The organism is Saccharothrix sp. ALI-22-I (assembly GCF_001984175.1).
Classification (GTDB): Bacteria; Actinomycetota; Actinomycetes; order Mycobacteriales; family Pseudonocardiaceae; genus Actinosynnema.
Genome location: NZ_MTQP01000062.1, coordinates 180,231 through 202,124 on the forward strand (window position 1 = coordinate 180,231; position 21,894 = coordinate 202,124).

Below are 21,894 nucleotides of genomic sequence, written 5' to 3' on the forward strand. Positions count from 1 at the left end.
GCCCCTTCATCGCCGCACTAGAGCCAGGAAGGCCTGCTCCAGGTCCGGCGTCCCGGTCTGCGCGCGCAGCGCGTCCGGGGTGTCGTCGGCGAGCAGCGCGCCGTCCCGCATCAGCAGCAGCCGGTCGCACCGGGCCGCCTCGTCCATCACGTGGCTGGACACCAGCAGCGCCGCGCCCGCGTCGGCGAGCCGGTGGAACAGCAGCCACAGCTCCTCGCGCAGCACCGGGTCCAGGCCCACGGTCGGCTCGTCCAGCACGATCACCTCGGGTTTGCCGAGCAACGCCACCGCAAGGCTCGCCCGGCTCTTCTCGCCACCCGACAGCGTGGTCACGAGCTGATCGACGTTGCCCTTCAGACCGACCTCTTCGAGCACCCGGTCCACGTCACCACGCGGCGCCCGCAGGATCGACGCGAAGTAGCGCAGGTTCTCCGCCACGGTCAGGTCCGCGTACACCGACGGGCTCTGCGTCGAGTAGCCGATCCGCCTGCGCAGCACCGGACTGCCCGCCGGGTGCCCGAGCACGGTCACCCCGCCCGACGCCACCACCTGGACCCCGACCACGGCGCGCAGCAACGTCGTCTTGCCGCACCCGCTCGGCCCGAGGAGCCCGGTGACCGAGCCGCGCGGCACGTCGAAACCGACACCGCGCACGACCTCACGACCACCGCGCACCACGCGCAGGCGATCGACGCTGACCGCGTTGGACATGTGTTGAATTATCACCTCCACCGGGCTGTCGAACAGGTCCACGCAGGTGGAACCGATCCCGATCCGGGTGGCGAATACTCCATGTGGTCACTCGCCCGAGTGACCCGCCCGTGCGAAGATCGCTCCGGGTGTTACGAGCCTGTCACCAGACTGCGCCATCACATGTCGGCGCCTCCCGCCGCTGTGCGACGATGTTGCCGCGATGGCCGCGACCCCGTCCTTTCCACGATCGAGCGCCGCACCTGTCGAGCCGGTGCGGTCGTCGGCTACCCCGGTGCGGGACCACGCGGACCGGTCGGACCGGCCCGATCCGGGCGGCATCCCGATCCGCACGATCCTGCTCGGCGTCGGCGGCGTCATGCTGCTCGCCCTGGGCGGCACCGGCGCGGGCGCGATCCTCAAGCACGACCCGCTGCTCGCCGACACCTCGCTGAGCTGGATCCGGTACGGCCACGGCCACGACCTCGCCAACGCGGTGCTCTACGTCGGCCTCGGCATGGTCATCTGGTCGTGGATCCGGCTGGGCCGGATGGTGCGCAACGGGCACGTCGGCAGCGCCGCGGTGCTCACCGCGATCGTGGCCTGGACGCTGCCGCTGCTGTTCGCGCCGCCGTTGTTCAGCAAGGACATCTACAGCTACCTGGCACAGGGCCAACTCGCGCTCAACGGCCTGGACCCCTACTCGGTCGGGCCGGCGGTGTTGCAGAGCCCGCTGTCGGACAACGTGAGCTGGGTCTGGCAGAACACCCCGGCGCCGTACGGGCCGCTGTTCCTGATGCTCGCCCAGGGCGTGGTGTGGGTGACCAACGGCAGCGTCATCGGCGGCGTGGTGATCATGCGGATGGTGCTGGCCGTCGGCCTGGCGCTGCTGTGCTGGGCGCTGCCCGGCCTGACCCGCCACCTCGGCGGACGGCCCGCGATCGCGCTGTGGGTGGCCGCGGCGAACCCGTTGATGCTGGTGCACCTGATCGGTGGCGCGCACAACGACCTGCTGATGGTCGGCCTGCTGGCCGCCGGCGTGCTGCTGGTGCTGGACCGCAGGCACGTGCTGGGCATCGCGGTGGTGACGCTGGCGTTCGCGGTGAAGGCCACCGCCGTGGTCGCGCTGCCGTTCCTGGTGCTGGTGTGGGCGCGTCGGCTGGACGGCACGCGGAGGGCGCAGCTCGGCAAGGCCATCGCGGGCGGCGTGGTGACGTTCGTCGCGGTGTTCGCCGCCACCACCGTCGTGTCCGGCCTGGACCTGGGCTGGATACCGGCGCTCAGCTCGTCGTCCACGATCGTGAACTGGCTGTCGCTGCCCAGCGCGGTCGGCGATTTCGCGCACACCGTGGTCAGCGGGTTCGTCCGGGTCGAACCGGGCTGGTTCATGACCATCGCCCGCGGCCTCGGCTCGGTGCTGCTGATCTACATCGCGTGGCGGCAGTGGCGGGCCGCGCAGGACGGCGGGCCGGAGGCGGTTCGGCGCGCCGCGATCACCATGCTGGCCGTGGCCCTGCTGTCCCCCGCCACGCTGCCCTGGTACTTCAGCTGGCCGCTGGTGATGGCCGCGGCGCTGCCGTGGACCACGACCGGGCTGAAGGCGGCGGCGTTCTTCTCCACCTGGATGCTGCTGGTGACCTTCCCCAACGGCGACACGGCGCTGTACTCGTGGGTCTACCTGGCGATGGTCGCGGTGGTGTCCGCCCTGGCGTGCGTGTCGTTGACCAGGCCCGACCCGTTGAAGCTGTCCGGCAGGTACGAGTGACGGACCTCGCCACACCGGACGTCACCGCGGCCTACGCCCGTTGCCGCGAGCTGAACGCCAGGCACGGCCGCACGTTCTTCCTGGCCACGCGGATGCTCAGCCCGGCACAACGGCCCGCCGTGCACGCGCTGTACGGCTTCGCGCGGTGGGCCGACGAGATCGTGGACAGCGGCGAGTCGGCCGACCCGGCGACCGAGCTGAAGCTGCTGGAAGCGCAGTTGACCGACGAGCTGGCGGGTCGTCCCACCGGCCACCCGGTGCTCGCCGCTCTGGTGGACACGGCGGCCCGGTACTCGATCGACCCCTCGCTGTTCACCGAGTTCCTGGCGTCGATGCGGATGGACCTGACCGTCACGTCGTACCCGGACTTCCCGGCGCTGGAGCGGTACGTGCACGGGTCGGCGGCGGTGATCGGGCTGCAACTGCTGCCGGTGTTCGGGACGGTCGTGCCGCGTGCCGAAGCCGAACCGCCGGCCGCCGCGCTCGGCCGGGCGTTCCAGCTGACCAACTTCCTGCGCGATGTGGGCGAAGACCTCGACCGGGGGCGGCTCTACCTGCCCGAGGACGTGCTGGCGGCGTACGGCGTGGACCGCGAGCTGCTGGTGCGGTGCCGGCGGACCGGCCAGTCGGACCAGCGGGTGCGGCGGGCGTTCCAGCACCTCGTCGCGCACACGTTCGCCGTGTACCGGGAGGCCGCGGTGGGTGTGCCGATGCTGCGGCCCGTGTCGCGGCCGTGCGTGCGGACCGCGCTCACGCTGTACCGGGGGATCCTGGACGAGATCGCGGCGGCCGACTACCAGGTGCTGGACCGGCGCGTGGCGGTGCCGAACTCACGGCGGCTGGCGGTGGCCGTGCCCGGTTTCGCGCGGGCGCTGATGGCCCGGGTCACCGGTCGCTGAGGCCTCTTCGGAACGGTTGTCCACAGGCCGCCCTCTACCGGCCCCGAATTGTCAGACCCCGCCGGCAGGATAAAGACAGGGGTCCCCTGGCGGGGACGCCTGCGAAGCATGGCTACAAGAGCACGGCACGGAAACGCGACGTCCGGACGACTCCCGTGAAGGGCGCCGCCCGGACGTCGCTGGTCGTCGGGTGGTGAGGGGCTCGTCAGAAACGGCTGGTCAGAAACCCAGGGCCTGTGCCCGCCGCTTCACCTCACGGCCTCGGTCGCCGCGCAACGCCTCGATGGGCGTGCCGGGCAGGGTCTCGTCCTCGGTGAACAGCCACCGCAGGATCTCATCGGTGGAAAAGCCGGAATCGCGCAGCACCGTGATGGTGCCGGGCAGCCCCTTGACCACGCCTCCGGCGGCGAGGAACTCGGCGGGGACGACGAGGACACCGTTCCGGCGCTCCGCGAGCAGTTGGCCGTCGCGCAGCAACTGGTGGACACGGTTGATCGGTAGGGCAAGACGCTCGGCGACCTCGGCGAGGGGCAGGACCTCGAGGTCGGGAGCCAGCACATCCGCAGCGGCAGGAATCGCACTCACGTGCGTCACGATGCCACAACGCCGGGAACGACGCCCTGCGCCAACCGGGTGGTGGCGGTACACCCGGGGGTTGGCTTGCGGACACCCCCTGTTTCACCGGACTTTGACGCCGATCCCACACGCGCGCGTGAGATGCTCCTGCGCACAGCATCGGTCGGCACCACCCACCGTACGATTCACGGCTGTGGAAAGGTCGGCGACGAACGTGATCGGCGGGCTGCTCGAACAACGCTACCGGGTAGGCACCCTGGTAGCGCGGGGCGGCATGTCCACCGTGTACCGAGGTGTGGACACACGTCTTGAGCGCACGGTGGCCATCAAGGTCATGGACCCCAGGTTCTCCGCCGACCCGCAGTTCGTAGCGCGGTTCGAGCGCGAGGCGCGGGCCGCGGCGAAACTGCACCACCCTGGCGTGGTGCAGGTGCACGACCAGGGCGTGGACGAGGACCGGGTCTACCTGGTGATGGAGTTGGTCGAGGGCGGCACGCTGCGCGACCTGCTCAACTCGCGCGGCAAGCTGGACGTGCCGCTGGCACTCACGGTGATCGAGAAGGTCCTCTCACCGCTGGCGGCCGCGCACCGGGCCGACCTCGTACACCGGGACGTGAAGCCGGAGAACGTGCTCATCGGTCCGGGCGGAACGGTCAAAGTCGCCGATTTCGGCCTCGTCCGGGCGGTGTCCACAGTCGGTGTGACCAGCGACACGATGATCCTGGGCACAGTCGCCTACCTCTCGCCCGAGCAGGTCACCACGGGCACCACGGACGCGCGCAGCGATGTGTACTCGGCCGGCGTGCTGCTCTACGAGATGCTGACCGGCACGCCGCCGTACGTGGGCGACAACGCCATCTCGGTCGCCTACCGGCACGTGAACGACGAGGTGCCGGTGGTGCCGGGCGTGCCCGCCGAGGTCGCCGAGCTGGTGCGCCGCGCGACCCGCAAGGAGCCGTTCCTGCGGCCCGCGGACGCCGAGTCGTTCCTGTCCGAGGTGGAGACGGTGCGCGCGAAGCTCGGCATCGCCGGCGTGGACGTGCCGATGCCCGTGGCAGCGGCGGCAGCGGAGGAGGCGACGCAGCACGTGGCCGCGCCGCCGAGCCCGGCCGAGCAGACGTTGCGCGTGGAGCCGGTGCGGGTGGGCGCCGGCGCGCCGTTCGCGGACCCGACCGTGCCGGTGCAGCGGCCCAACCCGCTCGTGCCGACGGTGGCCGGTCCCCAGGGCACCAGGGCGATCCCGCGGGCGGACTTCCTGCCGCCGGCCGGCCTCAACGCCGCCGCGCCGCAGTCCGCGCCGCTGTCCGCGCCGGCCCGTGTGCGCGCCAAGAGACCTCCGAAGAAGAAGACGCCCGAGCAGCTGTACGAGGAGATGCGGGCCCGCAGCAAGCGGCAGTTCATCACGTGGCTCAGCGTCGTGGTCGTCGCCGCGATCATCATCGGCATCAGCAGCTGGTGGTTCGCGATCGGTCGGGTCACGACCGTGCCGAGCGTGATCGGCAAGGACGAGGCCACGGCCACCTCGATGATCGAAGAGGCCGCGCTCAAGTACACGCTGCGGACCGAGAACAGCGACACCGTGCCCAGCGGTCAGGTGCTGAGCTCCGACCCGCCGGCCGGGACCGAACTCACCCGGGACGACCTGGTGCGGATCGTGGTGTCCGCGGGCAAACCGGTGGTGCCGCAGGTCAACGCGGGTGTCGAGGTGGCGGCGGCCGAGCAGGAGATCGCGTCGGTCGGGTTGAAGTCCGAGCTGGACCCCGCCGAGGACGCGTTCAGCGACCGCGTGCCCAAGGGCAAGGTGGTGACGCTGAAGCCCGCACCCGGCACGCAGGTGCCGATCGGCTCGACGGTGACGATCGTGCTGAGCAAGGGCTCCCAGCCCAAACCGGTGCCCAGCGTGACCGGCAAGTCGAAGGACGAGGCGTTCGCCGAGCTCAGCGCGGCCGGGTTCGAGCCGGTCGACGGCGGGGAGGAGTCCTCCGACAAGGTCGGCCCGGGCAAGGTGATCCGCACCGACCCGCCGGCGGGCACGAACATGCCCCCGAACAACCGGCGGGTGACCGTCGTGGTGTCGGCGAACGTGATCACCGTGCCGCAGGTCGAGGGCAAGCGGGTCAAGGAAGCCAAGGAGATCCTGGAGGACGCGGGCTTCAAGGTCGAGGTGCAGTTCAACGACCGCGACAACGCCCGCGTGATCAACCAGTCGGTGCGGGCCGGTGAGCGCGTGCCGAAGGACACCAAGATCACGCTGATCGCCGTCTGACCCCGTCCGACCAGCCCTGGAACGGCGGTGGCCCCCGACTCGTGGAGTCGGGGGCCACCGGCCTTCTCAGCGGTGTGCGGTCAGCTGCGGAGCATCTCCGCGACCAGGAACGCCAGCTCCAGCGACTGCTGCGTGTTCAGCCGCGGGTCGCAGGCGGTCTCGTAGCGGCCGGCCAGGTCGATGTCCGAGATCTCCTGTGCGCCGCCCAGGCACTCGGTGACGTCCTCGCCGGTCAGCTCGATGTGGATGCCGCCGGGGTGCGTGCCGAGCCTGCGGTGCACCTCGAAGAAGCCCTGCACCTCGTCCACGATCCGGTCGAAGTGCCGGGTCTTGTAGCCGGTGGAGGCCTCGTGGGTGTTGCCGTGCATCGGGTCGCACTGCCAGATGACCTGGTGGCCGGAGGCGGTGACCTTCTCGATGATGGGCGGCAGCACGTCGCGCACCTTGCCGTTGCCCATCCGGCTGATCAGGGTCAACCGGCCGGGCTGGTTGTGCGGGTCGAGCCGCTCGACGTACTCGACGGCCATCTCCGGCGTGGTCGACGGGCCGATCTTCAGGCCGATCGGGTTGGACAGCAGCTCGGCGAACGCGATGTGCGCGCCGTCCAGCTGCCGGGTCCGGTCGCCGATCCACAGGAAGTGCGACGACAGGTCGTACAGCCTCGGCTCGTCGTCGCGCACGTCCAGGCGCAGCAGCGACCGCTCGTAGTCCAGCAGCAGCGCCTCGTGCGAGGCGAAGATCTCGGTGGTGTGCAGCGACGAGTCGTTCACGCCGCACGCCGACATGAACCGCAGGCCGCGGTCGATCTCGGCGGCCAGCGCCTCGTACCGCTCACCCGCGGGCGACTGGCGGACGAAGTCCTTGTTCCAGTCGTGCAGCCGGTGCAGGTCGGCCATGCCCGCGCTGGTGACGGCGCGCAGCAGGTTCATCGCCGCGCCCGCGTTGGCGTAGGCGCGGATCATCCGCGACGGGTCCGGCACCCGCGCTTCGGGCGTGGCGACCAGCGAGTTGACGATGTCACCGCGGTAGGACGGCAGGCCGAGCGCGTCGATGCCGGACGAGCGCGGCTTGGCGTACTGGCCCGCGATGCGGCCGATCTTCACCACCGGGAGGCTGGCGCCGTAGGTGAGCACGACGGCCATCTGGAGCAGGGTGCGGATGTTCGCGCGGATGTGCGGCTCGGTGTTGTCCGCGAACGTCTCCGCGCAGTCGCCGCCCTGCAGCAGAAACGCCTCGCCGCGCGCGACCTCGGCCAGGTTGCCGCGCAGTCGGTCGATCTCGGCGGGCATGGTGATCGGCGGCACGCTTTCCAGCACGGCCCGCACTCGCCGCACCTGCTCGGAGTCCGGCCACTCCGGCTGCTGTGCGGCGGGCCGCCCCAGCGCGTCGTCCAGCCGCGAGCGCATCTCGGGCGGGAGGGGCGGAAGCTCGGGAAGCGTGTCCACGGGCACGTCCACGGTCCAGTTCACACGTTAAAGATAGCTGTCCACGCAGAGAGACGGGCACGGGTCCGGCTGTGCAGGATGTGGACCATGCGTGACACCCGAATGGATGACGACACGGTGGCCAGGCTGCTGTCGACGGCGGTGGAGAACATCCGCCGGGACTACCCGACGCACTGGTCGCACGTCGTCACCGATGCCACTGGACTGGTGCCGCAGCGCACCCTGCACCCGATCTTCGCCGGGTCGTTCGACTGGCACTCGTGCGTGCATCAGACCTGGTTGGCGGCTCGTCTGCTGCGGCTGCGACCGGAGGTCGAGGGCGCGGCGGAAGCCCGTCGGACGCTCGATTCGTTGATCACCGCGGAGCACGCGGAGACCGAGGCGGCGTTCTTCGCCGGCCCCAGCGGCGGGTTCTGGGAACGCCCATACGGGTGGGCCTGGCTGCTGGTCTTGGATGCGGAGCTCCGAACCTGCGGTTCGCCGTGGGCGCAAGCGCTGCGGCCGTTGAGCACGGTCCTGCGTGACCGGTATCTCGCCAAGGTGACCAGCGCGCGGCTGCCGATCCGGACCGGCACGCACGGCAACACCGCGTTCGCGACCGGGCTCGTGCTCGACGCGGCGCGCGCCGTGGGTGACGAGGAGTTGGCCACGGCGTGCGAGGAGGCCGCGCTGCGGTGGCACCGGGAGGACGTCGGGTACGGCGGGTTCGAACCCGACGCGGCCGACTTCCTGTCGCCCGCGCTGACCGAGGCGGACCTGGTGCGGCGGGTGCTGCCGGCCGACGAGTTCACCGCGTGGTTCGAGGCGTTCCTGCCGAACCTGGAGGAGGCGCGCTGGAAGGTGCTGTGCGAGCCGGTGCCGGTGGATGACCCGGGCGACGCGTACGGCTCGCACCTGGTGGGCTTGGCGCTGTCGCGGGCGTGGCAGTGGCGGTCCATCGCGGACGCGCTGCCCGCGGACCACCGTTACGCCCACCTGGCCCGCACGGCCGCCGAGGAGCACCAGGAGACCGGTTGGCGGTACGTGTTCGGCCACGGCTACTACGCCGAGCACTGGCTGGGCACCTTCGCCGCCTACCTGCACCTCGGTGCGTTCAAGGCGATCTGAGGCGGTCTGAGACCGGTTGAGACCAGCTGAGACCGGTTAGCAGGAGGAGGCGGCGGCCCGGCACCTGCTCTCCTCCAGCGGTCGGCGCATCGCCGCGAACTGCTCGGCCGCCTCCAGGAACAGCGCCGCCGCCTGGGCGCGCTGGCCTTCGGCGCGCCGCACCTCGGCGCGCACCTCCCACAGCGCGGCCGGCCACGGGCCGCCCTGCCACAGCCCGCTGATCCGCTCCGCCTCGGCCAGGTGCAGCCGGGCCCGGCTCGGGTTGCCCGCGCCGGCGCACGACGTCGCCGCCGCGATCCGGAAACCCATGGAGCACGGGTCGCACACGTGCGGGGCCTCGGCGAGCCAGCGTTCCGCCTCCCGGATCGCGCTGAGCGCCCCGCCGAGGCTCTCCGCGGCGAGCACGCGGACCCCGTGGACGCGGATCACCAGGTGCGACGGAATCCCGGACGACCGGGCCAGCGGCAACGCGCGGTCGAGGTCGGCGCGGGCGGCGGCGCGGTTGCCTCGTCGGGCCTCGGCCTCGGCCCGGCGTTCCAGCGCCAGGGACTGCGCCGAGACGCACCCGGCGCGTTCGGCCTCGCTCAGGGACCACCGCAGCGTGGTCACCGCGATGTCGCGACGCCCGGACAGCAACGCGAACTCGCCCAGCAGCAGGTACGCCAGCGCACGGCCCGAGGCGGACCCCGCCCGTGACGCGATGTCCAGCAGGTCCCGGCCGAACGCCTCGGCGCCCTCGTGCCCCTCCGGTCCGTACAGGTAGAACTCCTGGAAGCACAGGTGGGCGTCGTAGACCTCCGGCCGCGTCTGGTGCCGCACGGAGTCCGCGAACTCCTCCCGGAACAGCTCGTGCCACGTCCCCCGCGCGTGCGCGACCAGCGCGAGCAGCGTTGACGCCTCCCCCAGCTCGTGCCCGAGGTCCGCGTCCAGCGCCAGCACCCGCGCCTGCCTCGCCAGCCGCTCGGCTTCGGCGAGGTTGCGCCGCCCGAACGCGACGAGACCGTTGGCCAGCGCCACCGCCGCCCGCTGCGACGGCGACGGCGGGTCGGCCGCGTCCACGGCCAGCGCCGACTCGTACAGCGCGATGGTCTCCGCGTCGGGCCCGACGCCGATCCGCTCCCGCAGCGCGTGCCGCAGTCGTTCGAACTGGCGCAGCGCCTCACGGCGGTTGCCGGCGGCCAGGTGCCGGCGCATCACCGCGCGGTGTGCCTCTTCGTCGGTCTCGTCCAGTTCGAGCACCCGCGTCCAGTCGCCGGCGGCCCGCAGCAGGGCGACGTACCGGCTCTTGGCCTTCTCGTGCGGCTCCGCCACCCAGCACTCGTAGCGGTCGTCGGCGAGCAGGTCACCGTGGTACTCGGCGGCGGCGAGCGCGCATTTCGTGGCGTCACCCGAGGCCAGCGCTGCGTCGGCGGCCCGCTCGAACCGCTCCAGGTCCACGTCGAGGACCCCGGCCGGCCACAGCGTCAGCAGCCGCCCCTCGCACCGGACCGCGTCGGCGCACCCGAGCGCACGCCGTGCGTAGTACAGCGCCTTGCGCAGGTTCGCCCCCGCCGCTTCCACGGGCAGATCCGGCCACAGCCGGTCCATCACCTGCTCGCGGTGCAGGCGGTGGTCGGGTTCCACGGCCAGCAGCTTCACCACGTCGGCCGCCCGCCGGTTCCGCCACACGTTGCCAGGGACGGGTCTGCCGTCGACCGTGACGGAAAACCTGCCCAGAACACGCACCCGGCAGGTGGCTGGCATGGCGGAACCATACGTCCGGCGCGACAAGAACGCTGGTGGGAACGCTTTGGGAACACCTCGCCGGCTAGCCTCCGCCTCTTACCCCACGTATTAGGAGGACGCCATGTTGTTCATGGACGTGCACAACAGCCTCCCCGAGGGTGCCGGCGCCAAGGACGTGGCCGACGCCCACGCCGCCGATCTCCGGACCCAAGAGCAGTACGGCGTCAAGTACCTCCACTACTGGGTCGACGAGAAGGACGGGAAGGTCTTCTGCCTGGTCGAGGCGCCGGACGCGGAGACGGCGCACCGGGTGCACCGCGAGGCGCACGGCCTCGTGGCGGACGAGATCTACCCCGTCGTGCAGGGCTGACCACGCTGAGAAAGGGATGACGATGTCTGTACTCGAAGCGAAGAGCTTGACCGAACCGGAAGAGGTGCGGCAGTTCCCGCACGGCCACGTCGACCTGGTCACCGTCGGTGACACCACCGTCGGCAAAGCCGAGTTCGAACCCGGCTGGAAGTGGTCGAACGACGTGAAGCCGATCGCGGGCACCGACTCGTGTCAGTCCTTCCACACCGGCTACGTCCTGTCCGGCCGGATGCACGTCGTCATGGACGACGGCAGCGAAGCCGACGCCGGCCCCGGCGACGCCGTCATGATCGAACCCGGCCACGACGCCTGGATCGTCGGCAACGAACCCTGCGTAATGGTCGACTTCACCGGCCTACGCGACTACGCCAAGCGCTAACCCCGCCCCGCGTGTCCAACCCCCAGAACGCGCGTGTCCAACACTCAGAACACCCGAGTTCAACGCTCAGAACACCCGCACAAACGTCAGGCGCCCCGAACGCAACGTTCGGGGCGCCTGGGCGGACAGGTGTCGATCAGCCGAAGAAGACCTCGGCCTCGGCGTAACGCTCCATCGGAACGGTCTTCAGCTCCGCCGTCGCCTCGGCCAGCTTCACCCGGACGATATCCGTGCCACGCAGCGCGACCATGACGCCGAAGTCACCCTCCGCGACCGCGTCCACCGCGTGCAGACCGAACCGGGTCGCGAGCACGCGGTCGTAGGCGGTCGGGATGCCACCGCGCTGGACGTGGCCCAGCACGACCGCGCGGGACTCCTTGCCGGTCCGCTCCGCGATCTCCTCGGCCAGCCACGTGCCGATGCCGCCCAGCCGAACGTGGCCGAACGCGTCCTTCTCACCGGAGTGCAGCACCTCCGCGCCGCCCTCGGGCATGGCGCCCTCGGCGACCACGATGATCGGGGCGAACTGGCGCTCGAAGCGCCGCTCCACCCACTCGACCACCTTGTCGACGCTGAACTGCCGCTCCGGCACCAGGATCACGTTCGCGCCGCCGGCCAGACCCGAGTGCAGCGCGATCCAGCCCGCGTGCCGGCCCATGACCTCGACGACCAGCGCCCGGTGGTGCGACTCGGCCGTCGTGCGCAGCCGGTCGATCGCCTCGGTGGCGATGTGCACGGCGGTGTCGAAGCCGAACGTGTAGTCGGTCGCGCCCAGGTCGTTGTCGATGGTCTTCGGCACGCCCACGACGCCGATGCCGTCGTCGGTCAGCCGCTTGGCCACACCGAGGGTGTCCTCGCCGCCGATCGCGATCAGCGCGTCGACCTTGTTAGCCGCGAGGTTCTCGCGGATCCGGTCGACACCGCCCTCGACCTTGTACGGGTTGGTGCGCGACGAGCCGAGGATGGTGCCGCCCCTGGTGAGGATGTCCTCGACTTCACCGAGCCCGACCGGCTTGGTCAGGTTCTCGATCGGCCCCTGCCATCCGTTCCGGAACCCCACGATCTCCCAGCCATGGGCCTCGATGCCCTTGCGGACCACAGCGCGGATGACCGCGTTGAGGCCGGGGCAGTCGCCACCGCCGGTGAGCACACCAATGCGCATTTGCTTAGCCAATCTCTTCTCGTGGCGTGGGTCACCCAAGACTGACACGCGCTGGATCGGTGCAGCAAGTGAGGGGTCCAATTACCGGACTGTTACCGGAGTGCGAAACCTTTGCGCAGGCGTTCGCTCTCGATCACCTTCCACCGGGCGAGGTTGTGCCGGGCGTCGGCCAACGCGTCGTGCGCGTCCGAGGGCGCCTGCGGCAGCCGCGGTTTGCCCACGTCCTCCCAGCGTTGGCGCAGGTCGCGGGTGAACCGGGGCAGGCAGCGCGGCAGCGCCGGCATCGGGCCCCAGAGCTGCGCCAACGCCACGTGGTCGTAGGCCGCGAACCACGCCCACAGCTCGATGTCGTCCCGGTTGGCCTTGGGGCCGCCGAGGAAGTCGAGCAGGTCGTTGCGGATCCGCTCCCGGCTGCGCCACGCCTGACTGGCCGGCGACGGCAACTGGTTGAGCACGTTGGCGCGCACCCACGGACCGGCCTTGGCCGGGTCGAACTCGGTGGACACGGCGTAGAACTCGCGGCCTTCCTCGTCGACCACTCCGATGGAGACGAGGTCGATCGTCACCCCGTCCTCGATGAACTCACAGTCGTAGAAGAACCGCACCCCACCACCCTAGGGTGCTGGATCAGCCCGCCTTCGTCTCGGGCAGCCGATCGACCTCTTTCGCGGGCTGCGGGGCGGCCTGCACCTCCTTGGCCTTGGCCGCGTACACGTCGACGTACTCCTGGCCGGACAGCTCCATCAGGGCGTACATGATCTCGTCGGTGATGGACCGCAGCACGAACCGGTCGCCGGACAGGCCCTCGTAGCGGGAGAAGTCCAACGGCTTGCCGATCTTGATCCGGATCGGGTACGGCTTCCACATCCGCGAGCCGATGGGGTTGGCCTTGTCCGTGCCGAACATCGCGACCGGGATGACCGGCGCGCCGGACTCCAGCGCGATCCAGGCGACGCCGACCTTGCCCTTGTACAGCCGGCCGTCGGGCGAGCGGGTGCCCTCGGGGTAGATGCCGAGCAACTTGCCCTCGCGCACGATCCGCACGCCGGTGTCGAGCGCGCCCTGGGCGGCCGACGCGCTGGACCGGTCGATCGGGACCTGGCCGACGCCGTAGAAGAACCAGCGCTGGAGGGCGCCCTTGAGGCCCGTGCCGGTGAAGTATTCGATCTTGGCGGGGAAGGTGACCCGGCGGGACAGCTTCAACGGGAGGAAGAACGAGTCGGAGACCGCGAGGTGGTTGCTCGCCAGGATGGCGCCGCCCTCCTTGGGGATGTTCTCCGCGCCCTCGATGATCCGGGGTCGGAAGAACAGCTTCAGGAGCGGCCCGAGAAAGATGTGTTTCATCAACCAGTAGAGCACCGCTGGAAGCGCCTCCTCGACGAGCTTGATCCCCGACGCCAGCCTACGGAGCCGACGGCGCAAGACACAACGAAGACCGGCGCCGAGGCGGTACGGTCCCAGGGTCCACCGGCTGCCGTAATCCGCAACACAACGGGCTCGTGGGACGATGGAACCTGGCAGAAGGATTGGCCTTCACGACCTGGAGGGCTGGAGCACGCCGATGAACTCGCGACGCGACTCGACCGACGGCCCGGAGGACGTGGACGCGACCTTCGCCGAGATCGTGGCGGGCCTGGAACGCGAAGGCGTGGGCAAGCAGGCCTGGTCGGAGTCGGAAGAGGTCGAACCCGACGAAGGCGACGAGGCGGAGCCCGTGCGGCCGGTGCGGCCCGAGGGGCAGCCCGCCGTGGCCACGGTCGAGGACGGGCCGGACGACGATGACGCCGACTCGGACGACCCGAACGACCACTACGTGCCGCCGGACCCACCGCCGTTGCCCGCGTTGCGGCCGGGGACGATCGCGGCGTTGCTGGTGATCGTGCTGGGTGTGGTGCTGCTGGTGGCGCCAGGGCTGTTCGGGTTGACCGGCGCGATCGGCACGCCGTTGGCGTTGATCGTGATGTGCTCGGGGGCCGGGTGGCTGGTGCTGCGGATGCGCAGCGGACCGCCGCCCGACTCCGGCTGGGACGACGGCGCAGTCCTGTAACCACACCCCACCCGCACAACTAGCCCGTCCCGAACGTTCAACTCACCCGTCCCGAACGTTGGACACGCGCGTTCCCAACGTTGGACACGCCCGAGAGTCGTACGTTCAGGTCGCGAGAGTCGTACGTTCGCGGTCCGGGGTTCGACTCTCGGGGTCTGGGGGTGGGGTGGGGTTAGGGGCCGGCGGTTAGGCGGATGGTGTAGCCGTTGGGGTCTCGGGTCATGGTGACGTTGCGGCAGGTGCGGTGGGTTAGCCAGAGGCCTACGCCGGCGGTGGCGGTGCGGTTGGTGGGGACCAGGCCGGCGAGGGGGGATTGCGGGCCGTCGCCGTGGTCGGTTACGGCGACTACGACGTGGGTCGGGCCGGCCCACGCACGGAGGTGGACTGGCGGTCGGCCGTGGTACTGGGCGTTGGTGACGGCTTCGCTGGCGGCGTAGACGATGTCGTCCACTTCGTCCCGGCTCAGATGTGCAGCGCCGCACGCCGTTGTCACCGCACGTCGGGCCTCGGCGGGTGACGGGTCGGTCAGTTCGACCAGGGGTGGTCCGGTCTCCAGCGAGGTGGGGTCGGCGGACGGCAACGTCCACGCCGAGCTGTAGCGCGGGTTCGGCAGGTGCGTCCCGTCCACCCCGACCACGCGCGGGTGGGTGCGGAGGACGTCGGCCAGCACGGAGGCAGGCGTAACGCGCAGGTCGTACGGGCACAGGCCCCACAGCGGGAACTCGTCGAAGACCTCGGTCACCGCCGCCTCGTACCGCGACCACCAGTCCCACGACGCGCCGACGCCGGGGTGCGGCACATCCCCCACCACCCGGATCTGCGCCACGCCCGCGTACGACGCGAACAGCTTCCGGTAGGTCAGGATCGCCTCGGTCGGCCGGTCGTAGTGGCCGCCGCCGGTCAGGAAGACGATGCCGGAGACGTCGGCCACCGCGTCCCGGATCAGCCGCTCGTTGTCCGGTCGGCACGCCACCAGCACCGGTTCGCGGGCCGACACACCACCGTCCAGGAACGGCACCACGATCGACCGGAACTCGTCGTCACTGCCGTAGAACGCCGTCTCGTGGAAAAAGCCGACATGTCCGCGCGCCGCACCCGTCCTCATCCGGACACCACCGGGTCGATGCAGGGCGCGCGGACGTGGTCGTCACGCGGCCCTGACACCCGGTTGGCGACCACGGAGTCGCAGGTCCGCATTCCGCGATGCTACGCGCGACGGGCGTCAGCGTCGCCCGTTGCGGGCCGCCCGCGAGGCCACGTCCCGCGCCAGCGTGGCCACGCCGACGATCCCCGCGTCGTCACCGAGCTGCGCGGTCCGGATGCGGGCCAGCGGCCGCTGCCCGGCCCCGGTCACCACGGCCGCGTAGTGCTCACGGGCGTCGTCCAGGAACAACGGCGCGGACTCCGACACGCCGCCGCCGATCACCACGACCTCCGGGTCGTACACGTCGGCGACCAGCGCCAACCCCTCACCCAGCCACCGCGCCAGGTCCGCCATCGCGCGCTGCGCCAACGGGTCACCGTCGCGCGCCGCGCCCGCCACCCGACGCCCGGTCACCGCCCGCGAGTCACCCAAAGCCTCACGCGCCAGCACCGTGGACAGGCCAGGATGCCGGGCCAACAGCTCGACCGCCGTCGTGCTCAACGCGGTGCCGCTGCAATACCGCTCCCAGCACCCGTTCTTGCCGCACGGGCACGGCCGCCCGTCCGGCACCAGCCGCAGGTGACCCAGCTCGGGCGCCACCCCGTACGCGCCGCGGAACACGTGCCCGTCGATCAACAACGCCCCGCCGATCCCGGTCCCGATCGCGATCAGGGCGGCGATCGACGCGCCGCGCGCCGCGCCGAACCGGTGCTCGGCCAACGCGGCGGCGTTCGCGTCGTGCTCCAGCACCACCGGCATCCCGACGCGTTGCGAGATCCGATCCGCGACGGGCGCCTGCCGCCAGGCCAGGTGCGGCGCGAACCGCACGGTCCGCCGGTCCGAGGCCACGAACCCGGCCACGGCCAGCCCCACGGCCGACACCCGGTGCCGGGACGCCACCTCGGCGACAGCCGCGCAGATGGCCTCCTCCAACGGCTCCTCACCGCTGGGCGTGGCCGCACGCGCCGTGTCGAGCACCGCGCCGTCACCGTCGACCACACCCGCACGCACGCTCGTCCCGCCGACGTCGACGCCGACAGTCAGCACTGCGACCCCTGGCCGCGCCGCACCACCGGGATGTGCTGGACGCGCGGCTTCTCCGGCCGCGCCCGCTCCTCGCCGACGTCGCCGACGTCACCAAAGGCGCCATCCGCGGCGGACGACGGCTCGGCCAGCGCCGCACGCAACACCGCGATCAGCCCCGCCACGTGCTCGGCGGCCTTGGCGGCCAGCTCCGACCGGTCACCGCGCGCCAACGCCACCGCGTTGCACACCGGGCACCAGCCGCACGTTCGCGTGTCGTGCTCGTCCTCGGTGGCCATCCGGTGCAGCCAGGGCTGCGCCCGCTCGGCGGCGGCGTCGAGCAGCAGGCGCAGCTCCTCGACCAGCTTCGAGTCGGCAAGCTTGGAGTCCACGTGCCTCACCGCATCCACAGATCGGGGTCGGGTGCGAACCGCACCGCCAACCCGGTGTCGTCCAGCTCCGCGCCGGTCACGAGGCAGCGCTGGAGCAGCGACGGCAACGCGATGAGCCGCCGCCTGCCGTCCACGGTGACGGCCAGGTCGTCCCCCACCCGGGCCAGGTCCAGCGACGAGTCGCCGACCGGCAACGCGATGCGCAGCGTGTACTCCAGCTCGCCGGTCCGCTCGACCGCCAGCAGCTGCCCGTCGTCGGCGGTGCCGTCCAGCGGGTCCTGGCCCTGGTAGAGGCCGTCGGCGACATCCAGCAACGCGGTCGTGCCGACCGGTTCGGCGGCCCGGTGCTCGACCGTGCGCACCGACCCGAGGTCGGCCAGTTCGGCGAGCACGGCGTCCTGCTCGGCACGGCGGGTGCGCAGCCACGCGGCGGCCGGGCCGCGGCCCGCGCCGGGGTGCGGCACGACCCGGTTGGCCACCACGCCGTCCACCCGGATGCCCTGCAACGCCAGCGCCGTCACGGTCCGCCGGGTCTCCGCCGCAACCACCCGTTCGGGGGTCAGCACCAGCCGCACGCTGGTCGTCGGCGAGGTCAGCAGGCCGCGCAGCTGTTCCAGGTTGTCCGCCAGCCTGCCCAGGGCGTCGGCGGTGGCGTCCCACTTCTCCACCGTGCCGTTGCCCGCGACACCGGCCAGCAGCCCGCGCACCACCCGCCGGTGGGTCGGGAACAGCCGTTCCAGGTAGGAGGCGAACGCCTCGGGCAGCGCCAGCAGGCGCAACGTCTCGGCGGTCGGGCCGCAGTCCACGACCACCACTTCCCACGGCCCGCAGCTCGCCAGCCGCTGCACCTCGGACAGCGCCAGCAGCTCCTCGACGCCGGGCAGGACGGTCAGCTCCTCGGCGTCCAGCTCGTCGACGCCCGCGCCCGCGAGCACCGTGCGCAGGTGTCCGCGCAGGTCGCGCCAGGCGTCGTCGACCAGCGCGCGCGGGTCGATCTGCGCGGCGTGCAGTGTCGCGGAAGCGGAGCCGACTTCGGTGACGTGCCCGGACAGCGGCACGCCCAGCGCGTCGCCGAGCGAGTGCGCCGGGTCGGTGGACACGACCAGCGCCTTGCGGCCTCCGGCGGCGAGCGCGGCGGCGGTGGCGGCGGCCAAGGTCGTCTTGCCGACCCCGCCCTTACCGGTGAACAGCAGCAGGCGTGCGCTCATCCAGCGTTTTCCACCCGCCGCTTGAGCTCCTTGAGCGCGGTGTCCATGATCATCTTCTCGGCTTTGCGGCGGAACAGGCCGATCATCGGCACGACCAGCTGCACCGAGAGGGTGTAGACGACCTCGGTCGAGTCGCCCTTGGGGACCAGCACGTAGCTGCCCTCCTGCGACTTCTGCATCTGGCCCTTGACCAGGCGCCACGAGATCCGATCGGTCGACCACGCGTCGTACGCGAGCACGTACTCGTCCTTGATCGGGCCCTGGTCGATGTTGAACCTGACCTGGGCCGCGCGGCCGTCCGACCCGGTCTCCAGCACCTCGGTCCGCTTCACCCCGTTGGCCCACTCGGGGTAGGCATCGAAATCGGCGATGACCGCCAGGATCTCCTCGGGCGTCGCGTCGATGACGATGGACTGGGTGGACTCGTCGGCCATGTCGGGGAGGCTACCCGGTAGTTCTGCTCACCAATGCAACACGTGGGGCGTGCCGCTGCGCTGGAAGTGACCGACGTTGACGCACTCGGTCCAGCCGACCCGCACCCGGCGCACCATCGGCTGGTGCACGTGCCCGAACACCGACCACCGGGGCCGGTCGCGCTCGATCACCTTCAGCAACGACGTCGAGCCCAGCTCCGGTCGGCGGGCGACCACGTCGTAGGTCAGCTCGGCCACCGCGGGCGGCACGTGGGTGCACAGCACGTCCACCTCGCCCAGGCCCGCGAGGGCCGCGCCGAACTCCTCCTCGGTGCGCAGGTAGGGCCGCCACGGGCCGCGCCTGCTCGGCACGAAACCGGGGTGCAGCAGCGCGCCGCCGGCGAAGCCGAACCGCAGCCCGCCGATCTCGGCCACCTGACCGTCCAGGACGTGCACGCCGTCGCGGGCGAACATCGGCCACAACTCGGGGCTGTCCACGTTGCCGGGCGTGGCGTAGGTGGGGGCGCTCATCGCGCCGAACAGCGCGGTGTACTGCTCCATGATCGCCTCTTGGACGACGTCCTCGGCGTTGTCCAGGCTCTCCCAGAGCGACCGCATGTAGCGGACCGTCTCCGCGCCGAGCGTGCCGCGCCGCAGCCGGGCGAAGACCTCGACCTTCTCCGCGCCGAACACCCGGCCGAGGATGCCCTTGCCGTGGTCGTAGTAGTCGACGAAGTCGACCAGGTCGCCGAGCACCACCAGGGCGTCGGCACCCTCACCGGCGCGGGCCAGGGCCTCCGCGTTGCCGTGGACATCCGAGACGACGTGAACCCGCACGGGGCTTGAATCTACGGCAGGGCGGGGGCGATCCCGGGCGGCCGGCCGTCCTCCAAGGTCGATTTCAGGCCCAGGGAGACCTCCTTGGCGGCCAGCTGGCGGCGCCGCACCTCCTGCCGGACCCGCTTGTCGGAGGGGTCGCCGGGCAGGTCGGCGCGCAGGAAGTAGTGCAGCAGGGTGCCGTCCAGGACGGGCTCCAGCCACACCTCCATCGTTCCGACCAACGCGCCCCCGACCGTCCAGCGCAGCCCCTGAGTGCCCCGATCGGCGTAGACGTCGAGGGTCAGGTCGGGCCAGAATTCGGCCCATGCGGAAGGTGGCGCGAAAGCGGCGGCGACCACCGCCGGAGGCACTGCGAGGAACGTCTCGTCCACCACGTCGACACTGGGCACGGGTGGGAAGAGTGCCACGACACGGTTACGGAACTACCCACCAGCCTGGTGTATCGCCGGAATCACAGGCTAAGTTTCCCCACCGGTAACAAACAAATCGTCCGGAGGTCGACGTGCGCGAGTTCAGCGTCCCCGCCACCGCCACTGTGGCTGCCGAGGAGAACCTCACCGACATGGTGTGGGCGAACGCGGAGCGCTTCGGCAACGCCGTCAGCTTCCGCCGCCGCGTGGACGGGACGTGGGTGGACATCACCGCCCGCGATTTCGCCGCCCAGGTGCTCGCGGTGGCGAAGGGCCTGGTCGCGACGGGTATCCAGCCCGGTGACCGGGTGGGCCTGATGTCCAAGACCCGCTACGAGTGGACCTTGCTCGACTTCGCCATCTGGCACGCCGGCGGTGTCGTGGTCCCGATCTACGAGACCTCCTCGGCCGAGCAGGTCGAGTGGATCCTGTCCGACTCCTCGGCCAAGGCCGTGTTCGTGGAGACCTCCGAGCACCGGGCGACGGTGGACTCGGTGGTCGCGGGCCTGCCCGAGGTGCGGCACGTGTGGCAGATCGACGGGCCCTCCGGTGACGCGGCGGGCGCGATCGACGAGTTGACCGCGCTGGGCGCCTCGGTGTCCGACGACGACGCGCGGGCCCGGCGCAAGGAGGTCGGCGCGGACGACACCGCGACCATCGTCTACACCTCCGGCACCACCGGCCGCCCCAAGGGCTGCGAGCTCACCCACCGCAACCTGCTGTCCGAGATCCGCGGCGCGAACGTCGCGTTCCCGCAGCTCATGCAGGCGGGCAACTCGCTGCTGGTGTTCCTGCCGCTGGCGCACATCCTGGCCCGCGCGCTGTCGGTGTGCGGTCTGTACAACCGGGTCACCATGGGCCACACGTCGGACGTGAAGACCCTGGTCGAGGACCTGCAGTCGTTCCGGCCCACGTTCGTGGTGGCCGTGCCGCGGGTGTTCGAGAAGGTCTACAACGGCGCGAAGCAGAAGGCGCACGCGGCGGGCAAGGGCAAGATCTTCGACGCCGCCGAGGCGACCGCGGTGGCCTACAGCCAGGCGCTGGACACCGGTGGCGCGGGCATCGGGCTCAAGGTCAAGCACGCGGTGTTCGGCAAGCTCGTCTACAGCAAGCTCCAGGCGGCGCTCGGCGGCCGGGCCATCGCGGCGATCTCCGGCGGCGCGCCGCTCGGCGAACGGCTGGCGCACTTCTTCCGCGGCGTCGGCGTGCCGGTGCTGGAGGGCTACGGCCTGACCGAGACCAGCGCGGCGGCGTGCGTGAACACCGAGGCCGCGTTCCGGGTCGGCACGGTGGGCCGTCCGGTGATCGGCACCTCGGTGCGCATCGCCGAGGACGGCGAGATCCTGATCAAGGGCGACATCGTGTTCCGCAGCTACTGGAACAACGCCCAGGCCACGGCGGAGTCGCTGGAGGACGGCTGGTTCCACTCCGGCGACATCGGCGAACTGGACGACGACGGCTTCCTGCGGATCACCGGCCGCAAGAAGGAGATCATCGTCACCGCCGGCGGCAAGAACGTCTCGCCCGCCGTGCTGGAGGACCGCCTCCGGGCCCACCCGCTGATCAGCCAGTGCATGGTGGTCGGCGACGCGCAGCCGTTCATCGGCGCGCTGATCACGATCGACCCGGAGTTCTTCCCGGCGTGGAAGGAGCAGAACGGCAAGCCGGCGTCGGCGACCGTGTCCGAGATGGTGGACGACGAGACGCTCCGCGGCGTGATCCAGGCAGCCGTCGACGAGGCCAACCAGGCGGTGTCCAAGGCGGAGGCGATCAAGAAGTTCCGCATCCTGCCGGTGGACTTCACCGAGGCGGGCGGCGAGATGACCCCGAGCCTGAAGCTGCGCCGATCCGTCGTGGCCTCGACCTACAAGCAGGACATCGAAGCCATCTACGCAGGCTGACCCCCACCCCTACCCCCACCATGATCTACGCGGGCTAACCCTCACCGCGACCTCGCCCGCCGTCTGCGGAGCAGCGGCCATCCAACACAGACGAGTGGCCCGCACCTTTCGGTGCGGGCCACTCGACCCCCA

22 protein-coding genes are annotated in these 21,894 nt (G+C 71.2%); 8 read left to right on the top strand and 14 right to left on the bottom strand.

Annotated elements, in window-relative coordinates:
• Positions 1-6 precede the first annotated feature (6 nt).
• Positions 7-711, bottom strand: coding sequence for an ABC transporter ATP-binding protein (locus tag ALI22I_RS22585; protein ID WP_077007673.1), 705 nt, complete (start codon positions 709-711; stop codon positions 7-9).
• Positions 712-913: 202 nt separating this feature from the next.
• Here ALI22I_RS22585 and mptB point away from each other — a divergent pair, with 202 nt between their 5' ends.
• On the top strand, positions 914-2,455 hold the full coding sequence (gene mptB, locus ALI22I_RS49485) for a polyprenol phosphomannose-dependent alpha 1,6 mannosyltransferase MptB (RefSeq protein WP_143532363.1): 1,542 nt from the start codon (positions 914-916) through the stop codon (positions 2,453-2,455).
• Positions 2,452-3,354, top strand: coding sequence for a phytoene/squalene synthase family protein (locus ALI22I_RS49490; RefSeq protein ID WP_077007527.1), 903 nt, complete (start codon positions 2,452-2,454; stop codon positions 3,352-3,354). The genes mptB and ALI22I_RS49490 overlap by 4 nt, the downstream gene beginning before the upstream one ends.
• A gap of 219 nt (positions 3,355-3,573) precedes the next feature.
• On the opposite strand, the gene ALI22I_RS22600 is transcribed toward ALI22I_RS49490, so the two are convergent.
• Positions 3,574-3,939, bottom strand: a complete 366-nt coding sequence (locus tag ALI22I_RS22600; RefSeq protein WP_077007674.1) for an Rv2175c family DNA-binding protein — start codon at positions 3,937-3,939, stop codon at positions 3,574-3,576.
• A gap of 184 nt (positions 3,940-4,123) precedes the next feature.
• On the opposite strand from ALI22I_RS22600, the gene ALI22I_RS22605 reads away from it, so the two are divergent.
• Positions 4,124-6,196, top strand: coding sequence for a Stk1 family PASTA domain-containing Ser/Thr kinase (locus ALI22I_RS22605; protein ID WP_077007528.1), 2,073 nt, complete (start codon positions 4,124-4,126; stop codon positions 6,194-6,196).
• A gap of 80 nt (positions 6,197-6,276) precedes the next feature.
• Here ALI22I_RS22605 and ALI22I_RS22610 read toward each other — a convergent pair whose 3' ends face one another.
• Positions 6,277-7,665, bottom strand: coding sequence for a class II 3-deoxy-7-phosphoheptulonate synthase (locus tag ALI22I_RS22610; RefSeq protein ID WP_077007529.1), 1,389 nt, complete (start codon positions 7,663-7,665; stop codon positions 6,277-6,279).
• Between the two features lie 63 nt (positions 7,666-7,728).
• Here ALI22I_RS22610 and ALI22I_RS22615 point away from each other — a divergent pair, with 63 nt between their 5' ends.
• On the top strand, positions 7,729-8,748 hold the full coding sequence (locus tag ALI22I_RS22615) for a DUF2891 domain-containing protein (protein WP_202971048.1): 1,020 nt from the start codon (positions 7,729-7,731) through the stop codon (positions 8,746-8,748).
• A 36-nt stretch (positions 8,749-8,784) separates the two neighbouring features.
• Here ALI22I_RS22615 and ALI22I_RS22620 read toward each other — a convergent pair whose 3' ends face one another.
• Positions 8,785-10,491, bottom strand: coding sequence for an AfsR/SARP family transcriptional regulator (locus ALI22I_RS22620; protein WP_077007531.1), 1,707 nt, complete (start codon positions 10,489-10,491; stop codon positions 8,785-8,787).
• A 103-nt stretch (positions 10,492-10,594) separates the two neighbouring features.
• Between ALI22I_RS22620 and ALI22I_RS22625 the strand changes: the two genes are divergently transcribed.
• Together ALI22I_RS22625 and ALI22I_RS22630 are read left to right on the top strand one after the other, a co-directional pair.
• Complete coding sequence (locus ALI22I_RS22625; RefSeq protein ID WP_143532364.1) at positions 10,595-10,843, top strand: DUF4242 domain-containing protein; 249 nt, start codon at positions 10,595-10,597, stop codon at positions 10,841-10,843.
• Positions 10,844-10,865: 22 nt separating this feature from the next.
• On the top strand, positions 10,866-11,222 hold the full coding sequence (locus ALI22I_RS22630; protein WP_077007676.1) for a cupin domain-containing protein: 357 nt from the start codon (positions 10,866-10,868) through the stop codon (positions 11,220-11,222).
• A 136-nt stretch (positions 11,223-11,358) separates the two neighbouring features.
• On the opposite strand, the gene ALI22I_RS22635 is transcribed toward ALI22I_RS22630, so the two are convergent.
• From ALI22I_RS22635 to ALI22I_RS22645, 3 genes are all read right to left on the bottom strand, one after another.
• Positions 11,359-12,384 carry a 6-phosphofructokinase gene (locus ALI22I_RS22635; protein ID WP_077007532.1) on the bottom strand — a complete coding sequence of 342 codons (1,026 nt, stop codon included), beginning with the start codon at positions 12,382-12,384 and terminating at the stop codon, positions 11,359-11,361.
• A gap of 92 nt (positions 12,385-12,476) precedes the next feature.
• A complete protein-coding gene (locus ALI22I_RS22640) occupies positions 12,477-12,989 on the bottom strand; it encodes a polyadenylate-specific 3'-exoribonuclease AS (RefSeq protein WP_077007533.1) in 513 nt (170 codons plus the stop codon).
• 22 nt (positions 12,990-13,011) lie between these two features.
• Positions 13,012-13,743, bottom strand: a complete 732-nt coding sequence (locus tag ALI22I_RS22645) for a lysophospholipid acyltransferase family protein (RefSeq protein WP_077007534.1) — start codon at positions 13,741-13,743, stop codon at positions 13,012-13,014.
• A gap of 202 nt (positions 13,744-13,945) precedes the next feature.
• On the opposite strand from ALI22I_RS22645, the gene ALI22I_RS22650 reads away from it, so the two are divergent.
• Positions 13,946-14,431: a hypothetical protein gene (locus ALI22I_RS22650; protein ID WP_077007535.1), complete on the top strand. Its 486-nt coding sequence runs from the start codon at positions 13,946-13,948 to the stop codon at positions 14,429-14,431.
• 172 nt (positions 14,432-14,603) lie between these two features.
• Here the strand turns inward: ALI22I_RS22650 and ALI22I_RS22655 are convergent, their stop codons facing one another.
• The 7 genes from ALI22I_RS22655 to ALI22I_RS22685 all read right to left on the bottom strand — a co-directional run bounded on the left by ALI22I_RS22655 (position 14,604) and on the right by ALI22I_RS22685 (position 19,840).
• On the bottom strand, positions 14,604-15,536 hold the full coding sequence (locus ALI22I_RS22655) for a sensor histidine kinase (RefSeq protein WP_077007536.1): 933 nt from the start codon (positions 15,534-15,536) through the stop codon (positions 14,604-14,606).
• A gap of 117 nt (positions 15,537-15,653) precedes the next feature.
• The gene (locus ALI22I_RS22660) at positions 15,654-16,622 is read right to left on the bottom strand and encodes an ROK family glucokinase (RefSeq protein ID WP_077007537.1); all 969 of its coding nucleotides are present in this window, start codon (positions 16,620-16,622) and stop codon (positions 15,654-15,656) included.
• A complete protein-coding gene (locus tag ALI22I_RS22665; protein WP_077007677.1) occupies positions 16,616-16,990 on the bottom strand; it encodes a hypothetical protein in 375 nt (124 codons plus the stop codon). The genes ALI22I_RS22660 and ALI22I_RS22665 overlap by 7 nt, the downstream gene beginning before the upstream one ends.
• A 5-nt stretch (positions 16,991-16,995) precedes the next feature.
• Positions 16,996-18,198, bottom strand: coding sequence for an ArsA family ATPase (locus ALI22I_RS22670; RefSeq protein ID WP_077007538.1), 1,203 nt, complete (start codon positions 18,196-18,198; stop codon positions 16,996-16,998).
• Positions 18,195-18,632: an SRPBCC family protein gene (locus ALI22I_RS22675; RefSeq protein WP_077007539.1), complete on the bottom strand. Its 438-nt coding sequence runs from the start codon at positions 18,630-18,632 to the stop codon at positions 18,195-18,197. Before ALI22I_RS22675 ends, ALI22I_RS22670 begins: the two co-directional genes overlap by 4 nt.
• Before the next feature lie 27 nt (positions 18,633-18,659).
• Positions 18,660-19,448, bottom strand: a complete 789-nt coding sequence (locus tag ALI22I_RS22680) for a metallophosphoesterase family protein (RefSeq protein ID WP_077007540.1) — start codon at positions 19,446-19,448, stop codon at positions 18,660-18,662.
• 11 nt (positions 19,449-19,459) lie between these two features.
• The gene (locus ALI22I_RS22685; RefSeq protein ID WP_143532365.1) at positions 19,460-19,840 is read right to left on the bottom strand and encodes a polyketide cyclase / dehydrase and lipid transport; all 381 of its coding nucleotides are present in this window, start codon (positions 19,838-19,840) and stop codon (positions 19,460-19,462) included.
• Between the two features lie 113 nt (positions 19,841-19,953).
• Between ALI22I_RS22685 and ALI22I_RS22690 the strand changes: the two genes are divergently transcribed.
• Positions 19,954-21,762 carry an AMP-dependent synthetase/ligase gene (locus ALI22I_RS22690; protein WP_077007542.1) on the top strand — a complete coding sequence of 603 codons (1,809 nt, stop codon included), beginning with the start codon at positions 19,954-19,956 and terminating at the stop codon, positions 21,760-21,762.
• Positions 21,763-21,894: the final 132 nt, after the last annotated feature.

Excerpts from the sequence above, each read along its gene's own strand:
- ALI22I_RS22625 (WP_143532364.1), top strand. The coding sequence starts at position 10,595 with ATGTTGTTCATGGACGTGCACAACAGCCTCCCCGAGGGTGCCGGCGCC.
- mptB (WP_143532363.1), top strand. The coding sequence starts at position 914 with ATGGCCGCGACCCCGTCCTTTCCACGATCGAGCGCCGCACCTGTCGAG.
- ALI22I_RS22655 (WP_077007536.1), bottom strand. The coding sequence starts at position 15,536 with ATGAGGACGGGTGCGGCGCGCGGACATGTCGGCTTTTTCCACGAGACG.
- ALI22I_RS22620 (WP_077007531.1), bottom strand. The coding sequence starts at position 10,491 with ATGCCAGCCACCTGCCGGGTGCGTGTTCTGGGCAGGTTTTCCGTCACG.
- ALI22I_RS22675 (WP_077007539.1), bottom strand. The coding sequence starts at position 18,632 with ATGGCCGACGAGTCCACCCAGTCCATCGTCATCGACGCGACGCCCGAG.
- ALI22I_RS22650 (WP_077007535.1), top strand. The coding sequence starts at position 13,946 with ATGAACTCGCGACGCGACTCGACCGACGGCCCGGAGGACGTGGACGCG.
- ALI22I_RS22635 (WP_077007532.1), bottom strand. The coding sequence starts at position 12,384 with ATGCGCATTGGTGTGCTCACCGGCGGTGGCGACTGCCCCGGCCTCAAC.
- ALI22I_RS22630 (WP_077007676.1), top strand. The coding sequence starts at position 10,866 with ATGTCTGTACTCGAAGCGAAGAGCTTGACCGAACCGGAAGAGGTGCGG.
- ALI22I_RS22670 (WP_077007538.1), bottom strand. The coding sequence starts at position 18,198 with ATGAGCGCACGCCTGCTGCTGTTCACCGGTAAGGGCGGGGTCGGCAAG.
- ALI22I_RS22585 (WP_077007673.1), bottom strand. The coding sequence starts at position 711 with ATGTCCAACGCGGTCAGCGTCGATCGCCTGCGCGTGGTGCGCGGTGGT.
- ALI22I_RS22615 (WP_202971048.1), top strand. The coding sequence starts at position 7,729 with ATGCGTGACACCCGAATGGATGACGACACGGTGGCCAGGCTGCTGTCG.